The sequence below is a fragment of the Stenotrophomonas sp. BIO128-Bstrain genome, from assembly GCF_030128875.1.
Taxonomy (GTDB): Bacteria; Pseudomonadota; Gammaproteobacteria; order Xanthomonadales; family Xanthomonadaceae; genus Stenotrophomonas; species Stenotrophomonas bentonitica_A.
On record NZ_CP124620.1, the window covers coordinates 405,421 to 424,691 of the forward strand.

A 19,271-nucleotide genomic window follows, 5' to 3' on the forward strand; every position below is an offset into this window, starting at 1 on the left:
GCACCCTTGAAGGAATCTCCATGAGCTACGCCAGCAACGACGAAATCCGCGGTGTCCTGATCCAGGCCGGGCACGAACGCGTGCTGCTGCCCAATGCCACCGTCGCCGAAATGATGTCCAAGGTGCCGGTCGAAACCGTGCCCGACGCACCGGCCTGGCTGGTCGGGCAGATCGCCTGGCACGGCTGGGACGTGCCGCTGCTGTCCTTTGCCCGGTTGTCCGGGCAGGGCGACGAGCCGGTGGTGACCAACAACAAGGTGGTCGTGCTCAAGGCACTGGGCGGCAATCCGCGCCGCCCGTACTTCGCCCTGCTGACCCAGACGTTCCCGCAGCTGATCGCGGTGCCGCGCGACGGCCTGCTCGCCGACGCGTCCGAAGAAACCCTGCCGCAGGGCGTACACATGCGCGTGCTGCTGGGTGAGCAGAGTGCGCTGCTGCCGGACCTGGACGCCCTGGAAGCGGCGCTGGACGAATCTTTCCCGGTCGCGGGGTGAAGTGTCCCCGCGCCTGTCGGCGCGCCCCCTGGACTCAAGGGCGCAATCGCTCCCGATGAATCAAGGGGGCTGAGGCGTCAGGCAAGCGCGATCGTCAGCCCAGATCGCCCAGGCGTGCCTGCACGGCCGCAATCGCCGCCAGCCCTGCGGTCTCGGTACGCAGCACGCGCGGGCCCAACTGCAATCCCTGGAAGCCCGCCGCGGCCAGCGCCTGGCGGTCGCGCGGCGACCAGCCGCCTTCCGGGCCGATCGCGATCACCACACCGCCCGGTGCGGCCGAGAGCGTCGACAAGCGATGCTCGCCCTGTGGATCCAGGGTCAGCTTCAACGCCTCGGTCGGCATCGCGTTGGCGGCGTCCTGCAGCGATCGCGGCGCGACCACGCTTGGCACGCGCGCGCGGCCGGATTGGCCACAGGCCGAGACCACCACGCTGTGCCAGTGCGCCAGGCGCTTCTCGGCGCGGGCCGCGTCAAGCTTCACTTCCGTGCGCTCGGCATTGACCGGCACGAAGGCCTGCACGCCCAGTTCGGTGGCCTTCTGCAGGATCAGGTCCATCTTCTCGCCACGGGCGATGCCCTGCAGCAGGGTGATGTGCAACGGCGATTCGTTGTCCAGCGCGGTGGCGGCCTCGATGCGCACCTGCGCATCGCGCTTGCCCACCACCACCAGGGTCGCGCTGTAGTCCTGGCCATCACCGTTGAACAGCACGCAGCCATCGCCTTCGCGCAGGCGCATCACGCGGACCAGATGGTTGGCCGCATCCTCGGGCAGCGACAGGGTCTGGCCGATAGTCAGCGGATGATCGATGTAGCTCCGGGTCACGCGCATGCGACGGCCTCGTCGATGGCAGCCAGGGTGGTCAGTGCAAGCAGATCCAGATGGTCGTCCTCCACGCAGTACGGCGGCATCCAATACAGCACATTGCCCAGTGGGCGCAGCACCACGCCGCGCTTGAGCGCGGCCTTGTAGGCGTGCAGCCCGATTCTGGCCTCGGCCGGGAACGGCGTACGCTTGTCGCCGTTGCGGGTCAGTTCGAATGCCACCACCATCCCGGCCTGGCGCACATCGGCGACATGCGCGTGGTCGGCGAACGGTGCGGCCAGGGTGCGCATCACTTCAGCGGTGCTGCGGTTGCGGGCGATCACGTCCTCGCCGGCGAAGATGTCCAGCGTCGCCAGCGCAGCGGCGCAGGCCAGTGGATTGCCGGTGTAACTGTGCGAATGCAGGAACGCGCGCTCGCGCGAATCGTCGAGGAAGGCGTCGTACAGCGCCTGCGTGGCCAGCACCGCCGAGAGCGGCAGGAAGCCGCCGGTCAGGCCCTTGGACAGGCACAGCAGGTCGGGCATCACCCCGGCCTGTTCGCAGGCGAACATCGTGCCGGTGCGGCCGAAACCGGTGGCGATTTCATCGGCGATCAGGAACGCACCGTTGGCATCGCACAACGCACGCGCACGCTGCAGATAGACCGGGTCATGCATGCGCATGCCGCCGGCGCACTGCAGGCGCGGCTCCAGGATCACCGCGCAGATCTCGCCCGGGTGCTGGTCGAACAGCGTGGCCAGCGCATCGGCCGCCTGGTGCGCACGCTGCGCCGCGCTCTGGCCGGGTTCGGCCAGGTAGGCGTCGGGCGAGGGCGCGAACAGTGCCTCGGTCAGCAGCGGCGCGTATACCCGCCGGTACAGGGGGATGTCGCCGACCGACAGCGCACCCAGGGTTTCGCCGTGGTAGCCGTTCTCCAATGCCACGAAGCGGGTGCGGTGGTTCTCCCCGCGGTTGCGGAAATAGTGGAAGGCCATCTTCAGCGCCACTTCCACCCCGGCCGAACCGTTGTCGGCATAGAACACCTTGGCCAGCGGATCACGCCCGGCCTGGCGTGGCGCGATCGCCAGCAGGCGCTCGGCCAGCCGCACCGCCGGCGCATGGCTGAAGCCGGCCAGCATCACCTGTTCCAGCTGCGTGGCCTGCTGGGCGATGGCCGCGCCGATGCGCGGCTGCGCATGGCCGAACAGATTGGTCCACCAACTGCTCACCGCATCCAGATAACGATGGCCGTCGTGGTCGATCAACCACGGGCCCTCGCCACGGGCGATCGGCAGCAGGGGCAGGGTGTCGGGGTGCTCGCGCATCTGCGTGCACGGGTGCCACAGCACGGCCAGATCGCGTTGCCGCCACTGATCGGCCAGCGTGAGGGGGGCTGGGTCTGCTAGCATTTCGGGCTCATGAACACGTTTTCACCAGTACCCATTCTAGAGATGCTCGCATGAGCCGTCGCCTGCCCATCATCCACCAGATCACGGACGAGGAAAGCGGGCCGTTCCAGCGCCAGCATCTGGATCTGGAATTCTCCAATGGCGAACGCCGCCGCTTCGAACGGCTGGTGACCCGCGGCCATGGCGCCGTGGTGGTGGTGCCGATGCTCGACGACGAGACCGTGCTGCTGGTGCGTGAATACGCCGCCGGCATGCATCGCTACGAGCTGGGCCTGGTGAAAGGGCGCATCGATGCCGGCGAGACGCCCGAACAGGCGGCCGACCGCGAATTGAAGGAGGAGGCCGGTTACGGTGCCCGTCGGGTCGATGTGCTGCGCGCAATGACGCTGGCGCCGACCTACATGAGCCACCAGTCGTGGCTTGTGGTGGCGCGCGATCTGTACCCCGAGCGCCTGGCCGGCGACGAGCCGGAGGAACTGGAAGTCGTGCCGTGGAAGCTGGCCGACCTGGACCAGCTGATGCTGCGCGAGGACTTCTCCGAGGGCCGATCGCTGGCGGCGCTGTTCATCGCGCGCGAGTGGCTGGGACGGAAGGAATGATCAAACTCACGACGGATCTGCGCGAAACCGTCATCGCCATCGCCCAGGACGCGGCCGCCGCCATCATGGCCGTCTACGCCACCCCGTTCGATGTGGAGATCAAGTCCGACCACAGCCCGGTCACCGCCGCCGATCTCGGCGCCAACCAGGTGATCGAGCGCGGGCTGGCGCAGCTGACCCCGGACCTGCCGATCCTGTCCGAAGAATCGGCGCAGGTGCCGTGGGAGGTCCGCCAGCACTGGGGGGCGTACTGGCTGGTCGATCCGCTCGACGGCACCCGCGAATTCGTCAAGCGCAACGACGAGTTCAGCGTCAACATCGCGCTGATCTACCAGGGCGCACCCGCCTTCGGCGTGGTGCTGGCCCCGGCCACCGGCCAGGTCTGGCACGCCATGCGCGGCGAGCTGGCCTATCGCCGCGACGGCATGCGCGATTCGGTACTGCGCACCCGCACGCCGGCCTCGGCGCCGCTGCGGGTCGCCGCCAGCCGCTCGCATCGCAGCGAGCAGACCCAGGCGCTGCTGGACCGCATGGGCGATATCGAGGTGCTTGCGCAGGGCTCCTCGCTCAAATTCTGCCGGCTGGCCGAGGGCACGCTGGACGTCTACCCGCGTCTGGGCCCGACGTCCGAATGGGACACCGCCGCCGGTCAGTGCGTACTGCATGCCGCCGGTGGCGCGGTGCTCTCGGCCGAGACCGGCAAGCCATTCCGCTACAACCGCCGCGAGACCCTCTTGAACGGGGACTTCATCGCGCTGGGCGATACCCGCCTGCCGTGGCGCGAGTGGCTGCCCGCCTGACCTGACTGGAGCAACGATGCCTGCCACCCCCGAACTGGACCGCCTGCTGGGCATCATGGCGCGCCTGCGCGACCCGCAGCAGGGCTGCCCCTGGGACCTGCAGCAGGATTTCGCCAGCATCGCCCCGTACACCATCGAGGAAGCCTACGAGGTCGCCGATGCGATCGACCGGGGTGACCTGGATGACCTGAAGGATGAACTCGGCGACCTGCTGCTCCAGGTGGTCTTCCATGCGCAGATGGCGCAGGAGCAGGGCGCGTTCGGGTTTGCCGACGTCGCCCGCGCGCTCAGCGACAAGATGGAGCGTCGCCATCCGCATGTGTTCGCCCAGGTCCAGGTGAACGGTGCGGAGGACGTCAACAGCAACTGGGAGGCGATCAAACGCGCCGAGCGCGCCGCCAAGGGCCACACCGATACCTCGGCGCTGGCCGGGATCTCGCGCGGCCTGCCGGAATGGCAGCGGGCGGTGAAGCTGCAGGCGCGCGCGGCGCGGGTGGGTTTCGACTGGCCGGGCCCGGCGCCGGTGATGGATAAAGTACGCGAGGAACTGGACGAGGTCGCCGCTGAATTCGCGCGCGGCCCGGTCGAGGAAAACCACGCGCGCCTGCAGGAAGAACTCGGCGACCTGCTGTTCGTCTGCGCCAATCTGGCCCGCCACGCCAGGGTCGATGTCGGCGCCGCACTGCGCCAGGCCAACCAGAAGTTCGAGCGCCGCTTCCGCGCGATGGAAGCCCAGGCCCACGCGGCCGGGCAGACCATGGCCGCGCTCGATCTGGACGCGCAGGAAGCCCTCTGGCAGCAGGCCAAGGCGGACGAGCCCAAGCCGTGAAAACGCTGCTGCTGTTCGTGCTGACCGCCGTGGCCGAGATTGTCGGGTGTTACCTGCCCTGGCTGTGGCTGCGCAGGGAGGGCAGCGCGTGGCTGCTGCTGCCGGCCGCTGCCAGCCTGGCATTGTTCGCCTGGCTGCTGACCCTGCACCCGGCCGCCAGCGGCCGTGTCTATGCGGCCTATGGCGGGGTCTACATCGGCACCGCGCTGATGTGGTTGTGGCTGGTGGACGGCATCCGCCCCAGCCGCTGGGACCTGCTGGGCGTCGGCCTGTGCCTGGCCGGGATGATGGTGATCATGTTCGCCCCGCGCAGCGCCTGATCCTGACCTGCGGCGCGTCAGGCACCCCGATGCCGGCGTGAAGGCAGCGTGGCTATACTCGGTGCTACGAATCCGGGGAAAGGGAGTGACCTGATGTTTCCGACCATGCTGTTCTCGCTGGTGCTGGCCTTCGTGGCCGTTGTCATCCTGTTCAAGGCCGTGCGCATGGTGCCGCAGGGCTACGAATGGACCGTGGAGCGCTTCGGCCGCTACACCCACACCATGTCGCCGGGCCTGCATTTCCTGATCCCGATCGTCTACGGCGTGGGGCGCAAGGTGAACATGATGGAGCAGGTGCTGGATGTGCCCAGCCAGGAAGTGATCACCAAGGACAACGCTGCCGTGCGCGTGGATGGCGTGGTGTTTTTCCAGGTGCTCGATGCCGCCAAGGCCGCCTACGAGGTCGCCAACCTGGAGGTGGCGATGATCGCCCTGGTGCAGACCAACATCCGTACCGTGATCGGCTCGATGGACCTGGATGAATCGCTCAGCCAGCGCGAAGTGATCAACGCCCAGCTGCTGAGCGTGGTCGACCATGCCACCAACCCGTGGGGCGTGAAGGTCAACCGCATCGAAATCCGCGACATCCAGCCGCCGCGCGACCTGCTTGATGCGATGGCGCGGCAGATGAAGGCCGAACGCGAGAAGCGCGCGCAGATCCTGGAAGCCGAGGGTTCGCGCCAGTCCGAGATCCTGCGCGCCGAGGGCGAAAAGCAGGCCACGGTGCTCGAGGCCGAGGGACGCAAGGAGGCCGCCTTCCGCGATGCCGAAGCGCGCGAACGTCTGGCCGAGGCCGAAGCCAAGGCCACCACGATGGTGTCCGAGGCGATCGCCCAGGGCGACGTGCAGGCGATCAACTACTTCATCGCGCAGAAGTACGTGGAAGCCTTCAAGGAACTGGCGACCTCGCCGAACCAGAAGCTGGTGCTGATGCCGATGGAGGCCAGCGGGGTGATCGGCTCGATCGCCGGCGTCGCCGAGCTGGCCCGCGAAGCGTTCGCCAAGCAGGAAGAGAAGAAAGCCACGCGCGGCGTCCCGCCGCGGATCGGAGGCTGACATGCGCTGGGAAGTGGTGGCCTGGGGCGCGCTGGCACTGGTGCTGTTCGCCGCCGAGGCGCTCGCGCCCGGTGCCTTCATGTTGTGGATCGGGATCGGTGCGGCTGCGGTGTTCGTGCTGGTGGCGGTGTTCGCCGAGATCCCGCTGCTGTGGCAGGTGGTCGCGTTCGTGGTGCTCAGCGTGGTCTCGATCCAGTGCTACCGCCGCTGGGGCCGGTCGCACGATCGCCAGAGCGACCAGCCGCTGTTGAACCGCCGCGCCGAACAGCTGATCGGGCGGGTGGTCGTGCTCGACCAGGCCATCATCGCCGGCAAGGGCCGGGCCAAGGTGGACGATGCCTTCTGGGTTGTCGCAGGTCCCGACCTGCCCGCCGGCAGCCCGGTACGGGTGGTGGCGGTGGAAGGGATGACGCTGAAGGTGCAGCAGGCCTGATCCGCGGTTTTCCCGCACCGCCGCAGGCGTTGTGAAGACGGTTCTGGGATAATGGATGTCTTGCCTTCATTCCCCCGGAACCGGTCATGACCCAGAAGACGCTTCTCAACGATACCCACCGCGCACTCGGCGCCAAGATGGTCGATTTCGGTGGCTGGGACATGCCCATTCATTACGGTTCGCAGCTGGACGAGCACCATCTGGTGCGCAGCGACGCCGGCATGTTCGACGTCAGCCACATGACCGTGGTCGACCTGCGCGGTGACCAGGTCAAGCCGTTCCTGCGCACGCTGCTGGCCAACTCGGTGGACAAGCTCAAGGCCACCGGCAAGGCACTGTACTCGTGCATGCTCAATGCCCGCGGCGGCGTGATCGACGACCTGATCGTCTACTACATGGCCGACGATTTCTTCCGCATGGTGGTCAACGCCTCCACCCGCGAAAAGGACCTGGCCTGGATCCGCCAGCAGGCCGCGGCATTCAACGTGGAGGTCATCGAGCGCGAAGACCTGGCCATCATCGCGGTGCAGGGGCCGACCGCGCGCGAGCGCGTGATCAGCCTGCTCGGCGAGGGCGACCGCGCCGCGCTGGAGAAGCTGGGCCGTTTCGCCGCGCTGGAAACCACCACCGCCGATGGCACCGCGCTGTTCGTGGCCCGCACCGGGTACACCGGTGAGGATGGTTTCGAGATCCTGTTGCCGCAGAGCGCCGTGGTCGCCTTCTGGAATGCCCTGAGCGCCGCCGGCGTGCGTCCGGCTGGCCTGGGTGCGCGCGACACGCTGCGCCTGGAAGCCGGCATGAACCTCTACGGCCAGGACATGGACGAAGAGATCACCCCGTACGAAGCCGGCCTGGCCTGGACCGTGGCGCTGGACGAAGGTCGCGACTTCATCGGTCGCGACGTGCTGGAAGCGCAGAAGGCGGCCGGCAACGCCCGCCAGCTGATCGGCCTGGTGATGGACGAGAAGGGCGTACTGCGCCACGGCCAGGTGGTACTCACCGCCGGCGGCGAGGGCGAGATCCTGTCCGGCACCTTCTCGCCGACCCTGGGCAAGGGCATCGCGTTCGCCCGCGTGCCGGGCGGCGAACTGGGCGAGGTCCGCGTGGATATCCGCGGCAAGCAGGTTCCGGTGCGCGTGGTGAAGTTCCCGTTCGTGCGCGAAGGCCAGCCCCAGCCCGGTGTGCTGATCGACGGCTGATGCCGTGCTTTACCCGGCGCGGATGCCTCCGCATCCGCGCCGGTTGGTTACACTACCCCCGTTTCTTGACCCCCCTGATATTCCTCGGAGCAGTCCCATGAGCGAGATCCCCGGCGACCTCAAATTCCTCAAGTCCCACGAGTGGGCGCGCGTTGAAGGCAATGGCCGCGTCACCGTCGGTATTTCCGACCACGCCCAGGGCCTGCTCGGCGACCTGGTCTACGTTGAACTGCCGGAGGTTGGCCAGGAGGTCAAGGCCGGCGAGCAGGCTGCCGTGGTCGAGTCGGTCAAGGCCGCCTCGGACGTGTACAGCCCGATCACCGGCACGGTGGTCGAGGTCAATTCGGCCCTGAGCGACAAGCCGGAAACCATCAACGAAGACGCCTACGGCGACGGCTGGATCTATGTCGTCGAAGTGGCCGGCCTGGAAGAAGTCAACGACCTGCTGGGTCCGGACGACTACGCCGAGCTGCTGGAAAACGACGATCACTGATCGTCGCCTCCGCTGAAGAACGGCCGCCTGGTGCGGCCGTTTTTTTTTGCCCGTTCGCCGGGCGCGCGCGAACGGCGTTAGCAGTACGTGAGGATTGCAGTGCGCGCGCGGCGGCACGCGATCGCGACCACGGGCTCATGACGATCGGTTCGGTGCCGATGCATGCCGGTGATCTGGTCCGCGCCGCGCACCCGATCGCGCACCGATGCGGCATCGATATGGACGCGCACGGACGCTCGAAGTCGATCATCGCGGACGGACGCGCCGGTGCCAGGGCGGTCAAAAGTTTGCGCAGTTGCGCGAATCGGGTCGAAAAAAGTGCGCGCAGATGTGAAAAGTTTTCCGGTCCGTTTAAGGGGCGCACGGGGAGGCTGGCGAGGTGCGTGGTCGAGCAGGCTGCACGCGCGGGCACGCAATGGCATGCACCGCGATGTTGCGATGTCGCGACACGAAAGTGCTTCTTTTAAGTGTTTTTCTTTTCAGCGCTGTCAGCGTGTGCGGGCGCAGGGCGTTCGCGCCGGCGGCGGCAGCGTGCGTTTGGCAGGTCGCAGGCGGGCGCAGCGAGGGGGGCGAGGCAAGGCGCCGGTGTGAAAATTTTTCGCCGGGGTTGTTGACAGTCAAAAAAAGCGTGATTAGGTTTCGCCTCAGCAGACCTTGCCTGCGAACAGAGTGAGCAGAATCGACATCAAGTCGCGAAGCACAACCTGGACATCCACCTCGCGTCCCATGACGGTGGAGATGGCTTCGCTTCCTCCGGCGAACCGCAAGTTCCTTTCCTCTTCGATACCTGCCTGGCCACATGCGGCGGGTGTCACCGTATCCGTCACGACGCGCATGACGCGACGGCGGTCCCCGCAACGCAGCAACGGCGGGTTTGCTTTACCTGGGCGTTTCCACTCCATAGATCACTGACGAGGAGCCATCCCATGGCAACCAAGAAAGCTGCGAAGAAAAAGCCGGCCGCCAAAAAGGCAGCCAAGAAGGTCGCTAAGAAGGCCACTGCCAAGAAGGCCGTCAAGAAGGTAGCCAAGAAAGCTGCTGCCAAGAAGACGGTGAAGAAGGCGGCCAAGAAGGCGACCGCCCGCAAGGCAGCCGTGAAGAAGACGGCGAAGAAGGCCGTGAAGAAGACGGCAAAGAAGGCCGCGACCAAGAAGACCGCGAAGAAGGCAGTGAAGAAGACGGCGAAGAAGGCCGCCAAGAAGACTGCAAAGAAGGCAGCCACCAAGAAGACCGCGAAAAAGGCGGTAAAGAAGACGGCCAAGAAGGCGACCCGCAAGGTAGCCAAGAAAGCCGCTCCGAAGAAGGCTGCCAAGAAGACCGCCAAGAAGGCCACCCGCAAGGTAGCCAAGAAGGCCACCGCCAAGAAGGCGACTGCCCGCAAGGCTCCGGCCAAGAAGGCATCGGCGAAGAAGGCGGTGAAGAAGGTTGCAAAGCGCAAGCCGGCCGTTCGCAAGAAGAAGGCCGCACCGGTCGCTCTGCCGGCAACCCCGGCACCGCTGATCTGAGTTTTTCCCGATAGCCGTACCTGAGACTCCTTCCCTGGCAGCCCAGCGGGGAAGGAGTTTTTTTATGGGCAAGGCAAACAGAAACCATGAAAAAGGCGGCCATCCGGCCGCCTTTTTCGATGCCACTGTGCGCGCGGATCAGCGCGGGGAGGCGACGGCGCGGTTCGATGAGACGCCCTTGCGCTTGCCCTGCGGGGCGGCGTCTTCGGCCATGAGGTTGTCGCTGCCGAAATCAGTGTCCACGTCCAGCCAGCGCTGGGTCGGCAGGCCCATCGCCTGGTCGAGCACGGTCGGCAGCAGGCCGCTGGGCAAGCTGCTCTCGCCGTTCCACATGATGGCGATGCCGAGGTCACGCTCGGGCACGAGGGCGACCAGGCCGCGATAGCCCTGGACGGCACCGGCATGGAAGATCACTTCGTGGCCGGCGTAATCGAAGGTGCGCCAGCCAAGGGCGTAGCCGGCCGAGTTGAGGCGCTCGCGGCGCCAGCCCGAGCGCATTTCGCCGGGGGTGCTGATCAGGCTGGCGTGCAGCGTGGCCAGCAACGGGGCGGGCAGCACGTCAGGGCGGTGGCCGGTGTGGGCCAGCAACCACTGCGCCATGTCGCTGGCACTGGCGTTGACGCCGGCGGCCGGAGCAAGGCGGTAATACGTCGGCTTGGGCGTGAGCGCGACCCAGCCGTTGCGGCTGCGCACGTGCGGGCGGGCCCAGCGCGAGCTGGCCTGGATGCCGGCCAGGCCGAGGCTGGCATCGTCCATGCCGAGCGGCTTGAACAGGCGGCGCTCGACGGACTGTTCGTAGAAGCTGCCGGAGGCGGCGTAGACGACATCGCCGATCAGGCTGAAGGCCACGTTCTGGTACGCATAGCAGTCGCCGGGCAGGCACTTGAGCGAGGTGGCGGCCAGCTTGTGGGTGAGGGTGTAGTACTCGGCGTTGGCTTCAACGTCGCGGTCGTAGGCGTTGTACGGCAGGCCGACGCGATGGCTGAGCAGATCGGCCACGGTCAGGCGCTCGGTCGCCTCGGGCGTGCTGAGCTGGAAGCCGGGCACGTAGTCGGTGACCTTGCTGTCCCAGCGCAGCGTGCCGTCGTTGACCAGCAGTCCGGCCATCGTGCCGGCGAAGGCCTTGGACAGCGAGGCAAGGCGGAACACGGTGTGGGCATCGACCTGCTGCGGGTTGTTGACGTCGGTGACGCCGTAGCCGCGCGCGCTCAGCACGCGGCCGCCCTGGACGATGGCCACGGCCATCCCGGGCACGCGCTCGCCGTAGGTGAGCTGCTGCGCCATCGATTCGATCGAAGCGACGTTGAAGCCCGGCGCGGGCGGCTGCACCTTCAGGCCGGCCGGGGTCGTGCGGTACGCTGCAGGCTGGGTGTGCGGTGCCGCGGTCGGCGCCGACTCCTCGATGTTGACCGGCAACGCGGCGGGAGAGGCGACAGGGGTCTGCGCGGTGGAAGACATGGCGATGGGCATCAACATGCCCAACAACCCGGTTGCCGCCGAACGGATCGGTCGGCGCCTGTTGTTCTGGTTCATCGTATGGGTGCCCGTGCGCGACTGCTGTGACCGATTCTAGCGCCGCTTTTCGTGATTGCACAAACGAATCGAAGATGAATGCGTATCGCATTGAAAACGTGCGGGTTTTACCGATCCCGGTCCCGGTCGGTCGCGGGCACGGGAGGGCGGCCAGCGCACCCCTGTTCAGCCTGCCGCGGCGGTCCGGATCCAGTGGGCGGCCCGCTCGGCGATCATCATCGTCGGCGCGTTGGTATTGCCGCTGATCAGGGTGGGCATCACCGAAGCGTCCACTACCCGCAGCCGCCGGGTGCCGTGCACGCGCAGGGTCGGATCGACCACGGCCTGGGCATGCTGCCCCATCGCGCAGGTGCCGACCGGGTGATAGAGGGTCTCGGCCTTGGCCCGGATGAACGCCTCGAGCGCGGTGTCATCGAGATTGCTGTGCGACGGAAACACGGGCGTGCCGCGCCAACGGTCGAAGGCGGGCTGGGCCAGGATCGTGCGCGCCAGGCGCGCGCATTCGAGCATCATCTTCAGGTCATGGCCACCCGTATCGCCCAGGTAGTTGGCATGGATGCGGGGCGCTGAGCGTGCGTCGGCGTCGCGCAGCCGCAAGCGGCCGCGGCTGCGGGGGTGCAGCGGGCACGCATGCAGGGTGTAGCCGTCGCCGGGAAGGCGGTGGCGGCCGTGGTTGTCGAGCATCGCCGGGACGAAATGGAACTGCACGTCGGCGCGGGCATCGGTGGCCAGCGATGAGCGCACGAAACCACCGGCCTCGGCCAGGTTGCTGGTGCCGGCGCCGCGATGGCCACGCAGGAAGTAGTCGATGGCGATGCGCAGTTCGCTGCTGCGGTCGTAGCTGACGCCTGGGCCGGTGTGCACGACGGTGCAGATGTCCAGGTGGTCCTGCAGGTTGCGGCCGACCCCGGGCAGGTCCACGCGCGGCGTGATGCCGTGGCAGCGCAACGTGTCCGCCTCGCCGATGCCGGACAGCATCAGCAGGTGCGGGGAATGGATGGCGCCCGCGCTGAGGATCACCTCGGTACCGGCGCGTGCATGCAGGTGCTGCCCGCCACGCCGATAGTGCACGCCGGTGGCGGTGGTGCCGTCGAAGCTCAGCGCGACGGCGTGAGCACCGGTCAGCACCGTCAGGTTGCGCCGGTGGCGCGCTGGGCGCAGGTAGGCGTCCGCGCTCGAGCAGCGCGCGCCTTCGCGCTGGGTGACCTGGTACAGCCCAACACCGAGCTGCTGGTGGCCATTGAAGTCGGGGTTATGGGCGTGGCCGGCCTGCTGCGCGGCCGCGATGAAGGCAGCCGAGAGAGGGTTGTGGTGGCGCAGGTCGGACACCGACAGCGGACCGGCATCGCCGTGCAGCGCGCTGGCACCGCGGCTGTTGCGCTCGCCCTGCACGAACCAGGGCAGCACCTGCTCCCAGCCCCAGCCGGTGGCACCGGCGGCCTCCCAGCCGTCGTAGTCGGCTGGTACGCCACGCACGTAGCACATCGCATTGATCGAGCTGGAGCCGCCCAGCACCTTGCCGCGTGGCCACCACAGGCGACGGCCGTCGAGCGCGGGCTCGGCCTCGGTGTCCAGGTTCCAGTTGATGCGGCAGTTGTTGACCAGCCGCGCCAACCCGGCCGGCATGTGGATGAACGGGTTGGTGTCGCGCGGGCCGGCTTCCAGCAGCAGCACCCGGCAGGCAGGGTCTACGCTGAGCCGGTTGGCCAGCACGCAGCCGGCCGAGCCGGCACCAATGACGATGTAGTCGTACATGCCGCTCCTGGACGGGGTGCCCGCCGAGCATAAGGCAGGTTGCCCCGCGCAGGGGCTGCAGCATCGGCCACGCAGCGTTGCGCAGGTGGCCGCGCCCGACGCTGGCGATGTTGCGGTGCATCGTTTACCTTGCGCGCTTCCCTGCCCGGAGTTTCCACGATGCCGCCGTTGTCACGCCGCCCTAGCCGGGAGTGGGTGCGATGAGTGCTGCCGCAACAGCACCGGTGCAATCGGGCCTGCGCGGGGCGCTGCGCCAGTCGCCGCCCCTGATCTGGGCGTGCCTGTACTTCTTCTGCCTGCTGAGCGGCTACTACGTACTGCGCCCGGTGCGCGAGGCAATGGCTGCCTCGGCCGACGCCAAGGCGGTGTTCCCGCCCGTGCTGATCGACTGGTTCAGCGCGCATGGCATTGCGGTGCAGGACTTCGTGCTGCAGTTTCTGTTCACCGGGGTGTTCTTCATCATGCTGGTGTTGCAGCCGCTGTACGGCGCGCTGGTCAGCCGCTATGCGCGGCGGGTATTCCTGCCCGCGGTGTATGTCTTCTTCATCATCTCCCTGCTGGGTTTCTACCTGCTGTTCGACAGTGGCGTGCCTGGGCGCGGCATGGCGTTCTTCTTCTGGGCCGCCGTGTTCAACCTCTTTGCGGTGGCGGTGTTCTGGAGCTTCATGGCGGACGTGTTCTCCAACGCCCAGGCACGCGAGGTATACGGCTACATCGGCGCGGCAGGCACGCTCGGTGCGTTCCTGGGGCCGATCATCACGGCGGCGCTGGTGGAGCGGGTGGGTATTGCCAACCTGATGCTGGTCTCGGCCGGCTTTCTGAGTGCCTGCCTGGTCTGCATCTGGCGGCTGCGGTTGTGGGCGGTGGCACGGGAGCAGGAGCAGAAGTTGGTGTCGGGTGAAACCCCGATGGGCGGCAGCGTGCTCGACGGCCTGAAGCTGATCGTGCGTGAGCCGCTGTTGCGCTGGCTGGCTGTGCTGGTGCTGTTCGGCGTGGGCGTGGGCACGATGCTCTACAACGAGCAGGCCTCGATCGTGCGCCGCCTGTATCCCGACGCCGCGGCCAGCACGGCCTTCTTCTCGCGGGTGGACCTGGCGGTGAACACGCTGACCCTGATCGTGCAGCTCGGCTTCACCCGCTGGTTGCTGTCGCGGTACGGCATCGCCCCGGCGCTGCTGATCCCGGGTGTCGCCATCATCATCGGGTTTTCGATACTGGCCGCATCGCCGCTGCCGCTGATGGTGGCGATGGTGCAGGTGATGACCCGCGCCAGCGAATTCTCGCTGGCCAAGCCCGCGCGCGAGACCATCTACACCCGTGTGGACCGCCAGTGGCGCTACAAGGCCGGCGCGGCGATCGACACCGTGGTCTACCGTGGCGGCGACCTGACGTTCGCCTGGGTGCACAAGGGGCTGTCCCTGTTCGGTTCGCACATTGTCTTCGTCGGTGGGCTGGTGGTGGCCGGGGCGATGACGATTGCCGCGCTGGGCCTGCTGCGCGAAGAAAAGAAGCTGCCCGGCGAGCGACCGGAGTAAGCTCCCCGGAGTCTTCCAGGAACCTTGGCCCATGTATTGGATCGCGCTGTCGTTGACCTTGCTGGTCGCCCTGCTGCACGTGTACTTCCTGGTCCTGGAAATGTTCCTGTGGACCCGGCCGCTGGGCCTGAAGGCCTTCCGCAACACGCCGGAGAAGGCCGAGACCACGCGCGTGCTGGCGGCCAACCAGGGCCTGTACAACGGCTTCCTCGCTGCCGGCCTGTTGTGGGGGCTGTTCGATCACCTGCCGATGCTGGTGAACTTCATGCTCGGCTGCGTGATCGTGGCCGGCTGCTACGGCGCCTACAGCGTCAACAAGCGGATCTTCTTCATCCAGGCCGTGCCGGCGATCCTGGCCGTGGCGGCATGGTGGATGGTGCCGGCCTGACAGGCGCCAGCCACGCACGGCGTGGCGCTACCCTGCGACAGACGGATTGAACGTAGAGCCACCCCATGGGTGGCTGCGCCAATGCTCATCGCCTGACCGGCGACACCCACATCGCGATCCGCGCCTGGAACACCACCGTGCCGGCGTCATCGCGCACCTGCACCTTCACCGGCAGCGCGTAACCTGCCTCGGCCGCCACGATCGGTTGCTCCGGGGTGGCGATGGCGTGCTGGGTGCCGGTCGCCTTGGCCAGGTACTGCACCTCCATGCCCTTCGGGATCCAGCGCATGCCCTTGGGCAGCGAAGCGTCCACCATCAGCCCCGCAGTGAGTTCGGCCAGGTTGCACAGCGCGATCGCATGCACCGTGCCGAGGTGGTTGGTGACCTTGCGCCGGTGCGCGATGCGCCCTTCGCAGCGGCCCGGCTCGAGCACGGTGATGCGCGGGGCGATGCTGGCGAAGTAGGGCGCCTTGAAGCACACCGCGCGCGAGAACAGCCAGCGGCCGGCGGGCCAGCGCTGCATGCGGCGGTAAAGCGTGAGCAGGGGAGCGGACATCGGGAGTCTCCTAAAAAAACGGCGGACCGAAGTCCGCCGCTGTCGTTTACCTGGTGGCCGGGATCACGCGGCCTGGGACTGCGCGTCCGTCTGCTGGCGCTTGTAGTAGCCCGCCGAGCGCAGTTCTTCCGGATCGAAGTCGTCCACCGTGATGGTTTCCAGGGTGAGCGTGCGCAGCTCTTCGAGCAGGGTGCGCTCATCCTGGGTGATCACGCCTTCGGCCACGGCCTCGTCCAGCTGGGTGGCGAAGTCCAGCGCTTCGATGCCCTTGGTCTTGAGCGCCTTGATGAACTTGCGCTCGACCGGCTCGGCCATGATCGCCTTGGACAGGTAGCTGTTGATGCGGCCACCCGGGTTGTTCTCGCACGGCGTCAGGAACACACCACTGGCCAGGCGGTCACGGGCTTCGTTTGGCGCCATCAGCAGCGCGGCCACGCGGTGGCCCAGGCGATCGCCCGGCGCCTCGGCACGGCGGCCGAACGGGAAGATCAGCGCCCACATCAGCCAACCGATCGGACGGATCGGGAAGTTGCGCAGCGCCGCCGACAGCGATTCTTCGATCTTGTGCACGCTGTCATGGAAGGCCCAGGCCAGCAGCGGCTGGTCGGCCGCCGGCGCGCCCTCGTCGTGGTAACGCTTGAGCATGGCGCTGGTCATGTAGATGTGGCTCAGCACATCGCCCAGGCGGCCGGACAGCGATTCCTTGAACTTCAGCTTGCCGCCGAGGGTCATCATCGAGATGTCGGCCATCAGCGCCAGGTTGGCCGAGTAGCGGTCCAGCTTGCGGAAGTAACGGCGGGTGTAGGCATCGCCCGGGGCGGCACCGAAGCGGGCGCCGGTGAGGCCGAACCAGAACGAACGCACCGCGTTGGAGATGCCGTAGCGGATGTGGCCGAACAGGCTGCGGTCGAATTCCTGCAGGCCGGCACGGGTGTCCGGATCCTGCGCGGCCTTCATTTCCTTCAGCACCCACGGGTGGCACAGGATCGCACCCTGGCCGAAGATCAGCAGGCTGCGGGTCATGATGTTGGCGCCTTCGACCGTGATCGCGATCGGCGCGGCCTGCCAGCTGCGGCCGGCGAAGTTGCGCGGCCCCAGGATGATGCCCTTGCCGCCGATCACGTCCATCACGTCCGAGATCACTTCACGGCTCATGGTCGTGCAGTGGTACTTGGCGATCGCCGACGGCACCGACGGCACGTCGCCGCGGTCCACCGCAGCGGCCGTGGCCTGGCACAGCGCGCTGATCGCGTACGCCTTGCCGCCGATGCGGGCCAGCGCCTCTTCCACGCCCTCGAAGCGGCCGACCGACAGGCCGAACTGCTTGCGGATGCGGGCATAGGCACCGGTCACCACCGCACCGGCCTTGGCACCGCCGCTGGCGGTGGAGGGCAGGGTGATCGAGCGGCCCACGGCCAGGCACTCGTTGAGCATGTTCCAGCCCTTGCCGGCCTTCTCGGCGCCACCGATCAGCTGGGTCAGCGGGATGAAGACATCCTTGCCGCGGATCGGGCCGTTCTGGAAGGTCGAGTTGAGCGGGAAATGGCGACGGCCGATTTCCACACCGGCGGTGTCACGCGGCAGCAGCGCCAGGGTGATGCCGATGTCGCGGGTGCTGCCGATCAGGCCGTCCGGATCGTACATGCGGAAGGCCAGGCCGATCAGCGTGGCCACCGGGGCCAGGGTGATGTAGCGCTTGTCGAAGGTGAGCTTGACGCCGAGCACCTGCTCGCCGTTCCACTCGCCCTTGCAGACGATGCCGTAATCGGGAATCGAGGTCGCATCCGAACCGGCGAACGGACCGGTCAGGCCGAAGCACGGCACTTCACGGCCATCGGCCAGGCGCGGCAGGTACTGGTCCTTCTGCTCCTGGGTACCATAATGGTTGAGCAGTTCGCCCGGGCCCAGCGAGTTGGGCACGCCGACGGTGGAGCTGACCACGCTCGACACCGAGGCCAGCTTCTGGATCACCTTGTGGTGGGCCAGCGCGCTGAAGCCCAGGCCGCCGTATTCCTTCGGAATGATCATGCCGAAGAACTTGTTCTTCTTGATGAAGCTCCACAGTTCCGGCGGCAGGTCGGCGTAAACGTGGGTGATTTCCCAGTCGTTGACCATCCTGCACAGCTCTTCGACCGGGCCATCCAGGAAGGCCTGTTCCTCAGCGGTGAGCTGCGGCTTGGGATAGTTGAGCAGGATGTTCCAGTCCGGGTCACCGGTGAACAGCTCGCCTTCGAAACCGACCGAGCCGGTTTCCAGCGCGATGCGCTCGGTCTGCGACAGCGGCGGCAGCACCTTGCGGAACACCTTCATCATCGGTGCGGTCAGCAGCGGCTTGCGGATGAAGGGCAGCAGCAGCGGCACGGCGATCACCGCGACGATGGCCGCAGCCACGATGGTGGCGGTCTGGTTGACGTACGGGATGAACCAGCAGGCGGCCAGCAGCACCACACTGATGATCGTCCAGGTGATCAGGCGCATCCGGTGGTAGGCGACGAACGCACCTGCCAACAGGACGACGAGGAAGGGAACGACAATGCTCATGAGCGTGCTCCGGTGACGTGCTCGGTAATGGCGGACGATGCGACGGCGGAGGCCGAGGGCAACACGTCCAGATAGTCCAACACAGTAGCGGTAAAGGCGTTGTTGTCATCACCGGCGACCATATGCGTGGCCTCCGGCAGCTGCACGTGGCGTGCATGTGGCACCAACGCCAGGAACTCGGCCACCGTCTGCGGGGTGACCAGGGTGCTGCGGCCACCGCTGACCAGCAGCAGGGGGCATTTCACCTGGCGCGCCGCATCGGCAAGCGCGTCCTGGTGTTGTTCGCTGTCACGCGCCAGCTCGGCGACCAGGCGCGGATCCCAGTGCCAGCGCCAACGGCCGTGGCCGTCCTCGCGCAGCAATGCGCGCAGGGAATCTTCGGACTTGCGCGGACGGTGCGGCATGTAGGCGGAAATCACATCGGCCGCCTGCGACAGCGAGGCGAAGCCGTCCGGGTGCGCGGTCATGAACATCAGGATCTTTTCGACCCCGGCGGTATCCCAGCGCGGGGTGATATCGACCAGCACCATCGCCGAGAACAGGCCGGGCCAGCGCGACTCGGCGAGCAGGCCGAACAGGCCGCCCATCGACGCGGCGATCAGGATCGGCGGCTGCGGCTGTTCGCCGGCCAGCACGATCAGATCATCGGCGAACTGCTCGCCGTGGTAGGCAAGGTCGGCCGGGTTCCAGTCCGAATCGCCGTGGCCGCGTGCGTCGTAGGCCAGGGTCTGGTAACCGGCCTCGACCAGAGCGCTCGCGGTGGCGTTCCAGGCGTGCCGGGTCTGGCCGAAGCCGTGGGCGAACATCACGGTGCCGCGGCGTCCCGGGGTGAGCGGGTCGCGGCGAGCACGGTGTCATGTGCGCCGGTCAGTCGCTCATCGTCAAAACGCGGCAAGGTAGAAGAAGAAGGAGTGACCATACTCGCTAGTATGGACCTGCCCTGTGCGATGTCAATACTTAGGAGTATGGTGTGTGTATCCCTTGTGCCAGCTGGCGTGAAGCGGCGTTCACCCGATTCACATAC

General features: G+C 67.2%; 19 protein-coding genes and 2 pseudogenes. 11 read left to right on the forward strand and 10 right to left on the reverse strand.

Annotated elements, in window-relative coordinates; translation table 11 throughout:
- Positions 1-20 precede the first annotated feature (20 nt).
- Positions 21-494, forward strand: a complete 474-nt coding sequence (locus POS15_RS01705) for a chemotaxis protein CheW (RefSeq protein WP_019185133.1) — start codon at positions 21-23, stop codon at positions 492-494.
- Positions 495-588: 94 nt separating this feature from the next.
- On the opposite strand, the gene POS15_RS01710 is transcribed toward POS15_RS01705, so the two are convergent.
- Positions 589-1,323, reverse strand: a complete 735-nt coding sequence (locus POS15_RS01710; protein ID WP_284128861.1) for a 16S rRNA (uracil(1498)-N(3))-methyltransferase — start codon at positions 1,321-1,323, stop codon at positions 589-591.
- Positions 1,314-2,705: an adenosylmethionine--8-amino-7-oxononanoate transaminase gene (gene bioA, locus POS15_RS01715; protein WP_046272683.1), complete on the reverse strand. Its 1,392-nt coding sequence runs from the start codon at positions 2,703-2,705 to the stop codon at positions 1,314-1,316. Before bioA ends, POS15_RS01710 begins: the two co-directional genes overlap by 10 nt.
- A 50-nt stretch (positions 2,706-2,755) precedes the next feature.
- On the opposite strand from bioA, the gene nudE reads away from it, so the two are divergent.
- From nudE to gcvH, 8 genes are all read left to right on the forward strand, one after another.
- A complete protein-coding gene (gene nudE, locus POS15_RS01720; protein ID WP_019185130.1) occupies positions 2,756-3,304 on the forward strand; it encodes an ADP compounds hydrolase NudE in 549 nt (182 codons plus the stop codon).
- Positions 3,301-4,104, forward strand: coding sequence for a 3'(2'),5'-bisphosphate nucleotidase CysQ (gene cysQ, locus POS15_RS01725; protein WP_070425744.1), 804 nt, complete (start codon positions 3,301-3,303; stop codon positions 4,102-4,104). The genes nudE and cysQ overlap by 4 nt, the downstream gene beginning before the upstream one ends.
- 16 nt (positions 4,105-4,120) lie before the next feature.
- Positions 4,121-4,933, forward strand: coding sequence for a nucleoside triphosphate pyrophosphohydrolase (gene mazG / locus POS15_RS01730; RefSeq protein WP_284128862.1), 813 nt, complete (start codon positions 4,121-4,123; stop codon positions 4,931-4,933).
- Entirely contained in the window at positions 4,930-5,253 is a 324-nt protein-coding gene (locus POS15_RS01735; RefSeq protein WP_284128863.1) for a YnfA family protein, read from the forward strand. The genes mazG and POS15_RS01735 overlap by 4 nt, the downstream gene beginning before the upstream one ends.
- Before the next feature lie 93 nt (positions 5,254-5,346).
- Positions 5,347-6,309, forward strand: coding sequence for an SPFH domain-containing protein (locus POS15_RS01740; RefSeq protein ID WP_046272684.1), 963 nt, complete (start codon positions 5,347-5,349; stop codon positions 6,307-6,309).
- Between the two features lies 1 nt (position 6,310).
- Positions 6,311-6,742, forward strand: coding sequence for an NfeD family protein (locus tag POS15_RS01745; RefSeq protein ID WP_019185125.1), 432 nt, complete (start codon positions 6,311-6,313; stop codon positions 6,740-6,742).
- Between the two features lie 86 nt (positions 6,743-6,828).
- Positions 6,829-7,941: a glycine cleavage system aminomethyltransferase GcvT gene (gene gcvT, locus POS15_RS01750; RefSeq protein WP_019185124.1), complete on the forward strand. Its 1,113-nt coding sequence runs from the start codon at positions 6,829-6,831 to the stop codon at positions 7,939-7,941.
- Positions 7,942-8,038: 97 nt separating this feature from the next.
- On the forward strand, positions 8,039-8,434 hold the full coding sequence (gene gcvH / locus POS15_RS01755) for a glycine cleavage system protein GcvH (protein WP_019185123.1): 396 nt from the start codon (positions 8,039-8,041) through the stop codon (positions 8,432-8,434).
- A gap of 77 nt (positions 8,435-8,511) precedes the next feature.
- Here the strand turns inward: gcvH and POS15_RS01760 are convergent, their stop codons facing one another.
- The 5 genes and pseudogenes from POS15_RS01760 to POS15_RS01780 all read right to left on the reverse strand — a co-directional run bounded on the left by POS15_RS01760 (position 8,512) and on the right by POS15_RS01780 (position 13,227).
- Positions 8,512-8,664, reverse strand: coding sequence for a hypothetical protein (locus POS15_RS01760; RefSeq protein WP_284128864.1), 153 nt, complete (start codon positions 8,662-8,664; stop codon positions 8,512-8,514).
- Positions 8,665-9,078: 414 nt separating this feature from the next.
- Positions 9,079-9,270 (reverse strand): hypothetical protein, encoded by a 192-nt coding sequence (locus POS15_RS01765; RefSeq protein WP_020424295.1) that lies wholly within the window; start codon positions 9,268-9,270, stop codon positions 9,079-9,081.
- An 89-nt stretch (positions 9,271-9,359) separates the two neighbouring features.
- Positions 9,360-9,815 (reverse strand): annotated as a pseudogene (locus tag POS15_RS20410) (hypothetical protein); the annotation flags it as partial.
- Positions 9,816-10,077: 262 nt separating this feature from the next.
- Positions 10,078-11,472 (reverse strand): serine hydrolase domain-containing protein, encoded by a 1,395-nt coding sequence (locus POS15_RS01775; RefSeq protein ID WP_019185120.1) that lies wholly within the window; start codon positions 11,470-11,472, stop codon positions 10,078-10,080.
- Between the two features lie 165 nt (positions 11,473-11,637).
- Positions 11,638-13,227: a choline dehydrogenase gene (locus tag POS15_RS01780; protein WP_019185119.1), complete on the reverse strand. Its 1,590-nt coding sequence runs from the start codon at positions 13,225-13,227 to the stop codon at positions 11,638-11,640.
- A gap of 200 nt (positions 13,228-13,427) precedes the next feature.
- Here POS15_RS01780 and POS15_RS01785 point away from each other — a divergent pair, with 200 nt between their 5' ends.
- On the forward strand, positions 13,428-14,762 hold the full coding sequence (locus POS15_RS01785) for an MFS transporter (RefSeq protein ID WP_037553782.1): 1,335 nt from the start codon (positions 13,428-13,430) through the stop codon (positions 14,760-14,762).
- Between the two features lie 31 nt (positions 14,763-14,793).
- A complete protein-coding gene (locus POS15_RS01790) occupies positions 14,794-15,150 on the forward strand; it encodes a DUF1304 domain-containing protein (protein ID WP_284128865.1) in 357 nt (118 codons plus the stop codon).
- Between the two features lie 85 nt (positions 15,151-15,235).
- Here the strand turns inward: POS15_RS01790 and POS15_RS01795 are convergent, their stop codons facing one another.
- The 3 genes and pseudogenes from POS15_RS01795 to POS15_RS01805 form a co-directional block, all read right to left on the reverse strand.
- On the reverse strand, positions 15,236-15,706 hold the full coding sequence (locus POS15_RS01795; RefSeq protein ID WP_284128866.1) for a hotdog fold domain-containing protein: 471 nt from the start codon (positions 15,704-15,706) through the stop codon (positions 15,236-15,238).
- Positions 15,707-15,769: 63 nt separating this feature from the next.
- Complete coding sequence (locus POS15_RS01800) at positions 15,770-18,247, reverse strand: acyl-CoA dehydrogenase (protein ID WP_019185115.1); 2,478 nt, start codon at positions 18,245-18,247, stop codon at positions 15,770-15,772.
- A pseudogene (locus POS15_RS01805) lies at positions 18,244-19,166 on the reverse strand (alpha/beta fold hydrolase). Before POS15_RS01805 ends, POS15_RS01800 begins: the two are co-directional and overlap by 4 nt.
- Positions 19,167-19,271 lie beyond the last annotated feature (105 nt).

Coding starts and splice junctions, on each gene's coding strand:
- POS15_RS01790 (WP_284128865.1), top strand. CDS start 14,794: ATGTATTGGATCGCGCTGTCGTTGACCTTGCTGGTCGCCCTGCTGCAC.
- POS15_RS01745 (WP_019185125.1), top strand. CDS start 6,311: ATGCGCTGGGAAGTGGTGGCCTGGGGCGCGCTGGCACTGGTGCTGTTC.
- gcvT (WP_019185124.1), top strand. CDS start 6,829: ATGACCCAGAAGACGCTTCTCAACGATACCCACCGCGCACTCGGCGCC.
- gcvH (WP_019185123.1), top strand. CDS start 8,039: ATGAGCGAGATCCCCGGCGACCTCAAATTCCTCAAGTCCCACGAGTGG.
- POS15_RS01775 (WP_019185120.1), bottom strand. CDS start 11,472: ATGAACCAGAACAACAGGCGCCGACCGATCCGTTCGGCGGCAACCGGG.
- POS15_RS01780 (WP_019185119.1), bottom strand. CDS start 13,227: ATGTACGACTACATCGTCATTGGTGCCGGCTCGGCCGGCTGCGTGCTG.
- POS15_RS01785 (WP_037553782.1), top strand. CDS start 13,428: ATGAGTGCTGCCGCAACAGCACCGGTGCAATCGGGCCTGCGCGGGGCG.
- nudE (WP_019185130.1), top strand. CDS start 2,756: ATGAGCCGTCGCCTGCCCATCATCCACCAGATCACGGACGAGGAAAGC.
- POS15_RS01800 (WP_019185115.1), bottom strand. CDS start 18,247: ATGAGCATTGTCGTTCCCTTCCTCGTCGTCCTGTTGGCAGGTGCGTTC.
- POS15_RS01710 (WP_284128861.1), bottom strand. CDS start 1,323: ATGCGCGTGACCCGGAGCTACATCGATCATCCGCTGACTATCGGCCAG.
- cysQ (WP_070425744.1), top strand. CDS start 3,301: ATGATCAAACTCACGACGGATCTGCGCGAAACCGTCATCGCCATCGCC.
- POS15_RS01740 (WP_046272684.1), top strand. CDS start 5,347: ATGTTTCCGACCATGCTGTTCTCGCTGGTGCTGGCCTTCGTGGCCGTT.
- POS15_RS01705 (WP_019185133.1), top strand. CDS start 21: ATGAGCTACGCCAGCAACGACGAAATCCGCGGTGTCCTGATCCAGGCC.
- POS15_RS01795 (WP_284128866.1), bottom strand. CDS start 15,706: ATGTCCGCTCCCCTGCTCACGCTTTACCGCCGCATGCAGCGCTGGCCC.
- bioA (WP_046272683.1), bottom strand. CDS start 2,705: ATGCTAGCAGACCCAGCCCCCCTCACGCTGGCCGATCAGTGGCGGCAA.
- mazG (WP_284128862.1), top strand. CDS start 4,121: ATGCCTGCCACCCCCGAACTGGACCGCCTGCTGGGCATCATGGCGCGC.
- POS15_RS01765 (WP_020424295.1), bottom strand. CDS start 9,270: ATGCGCGTCGTGACGGATACGGTGACACCCGCCGCATGTGGCCAGGCA.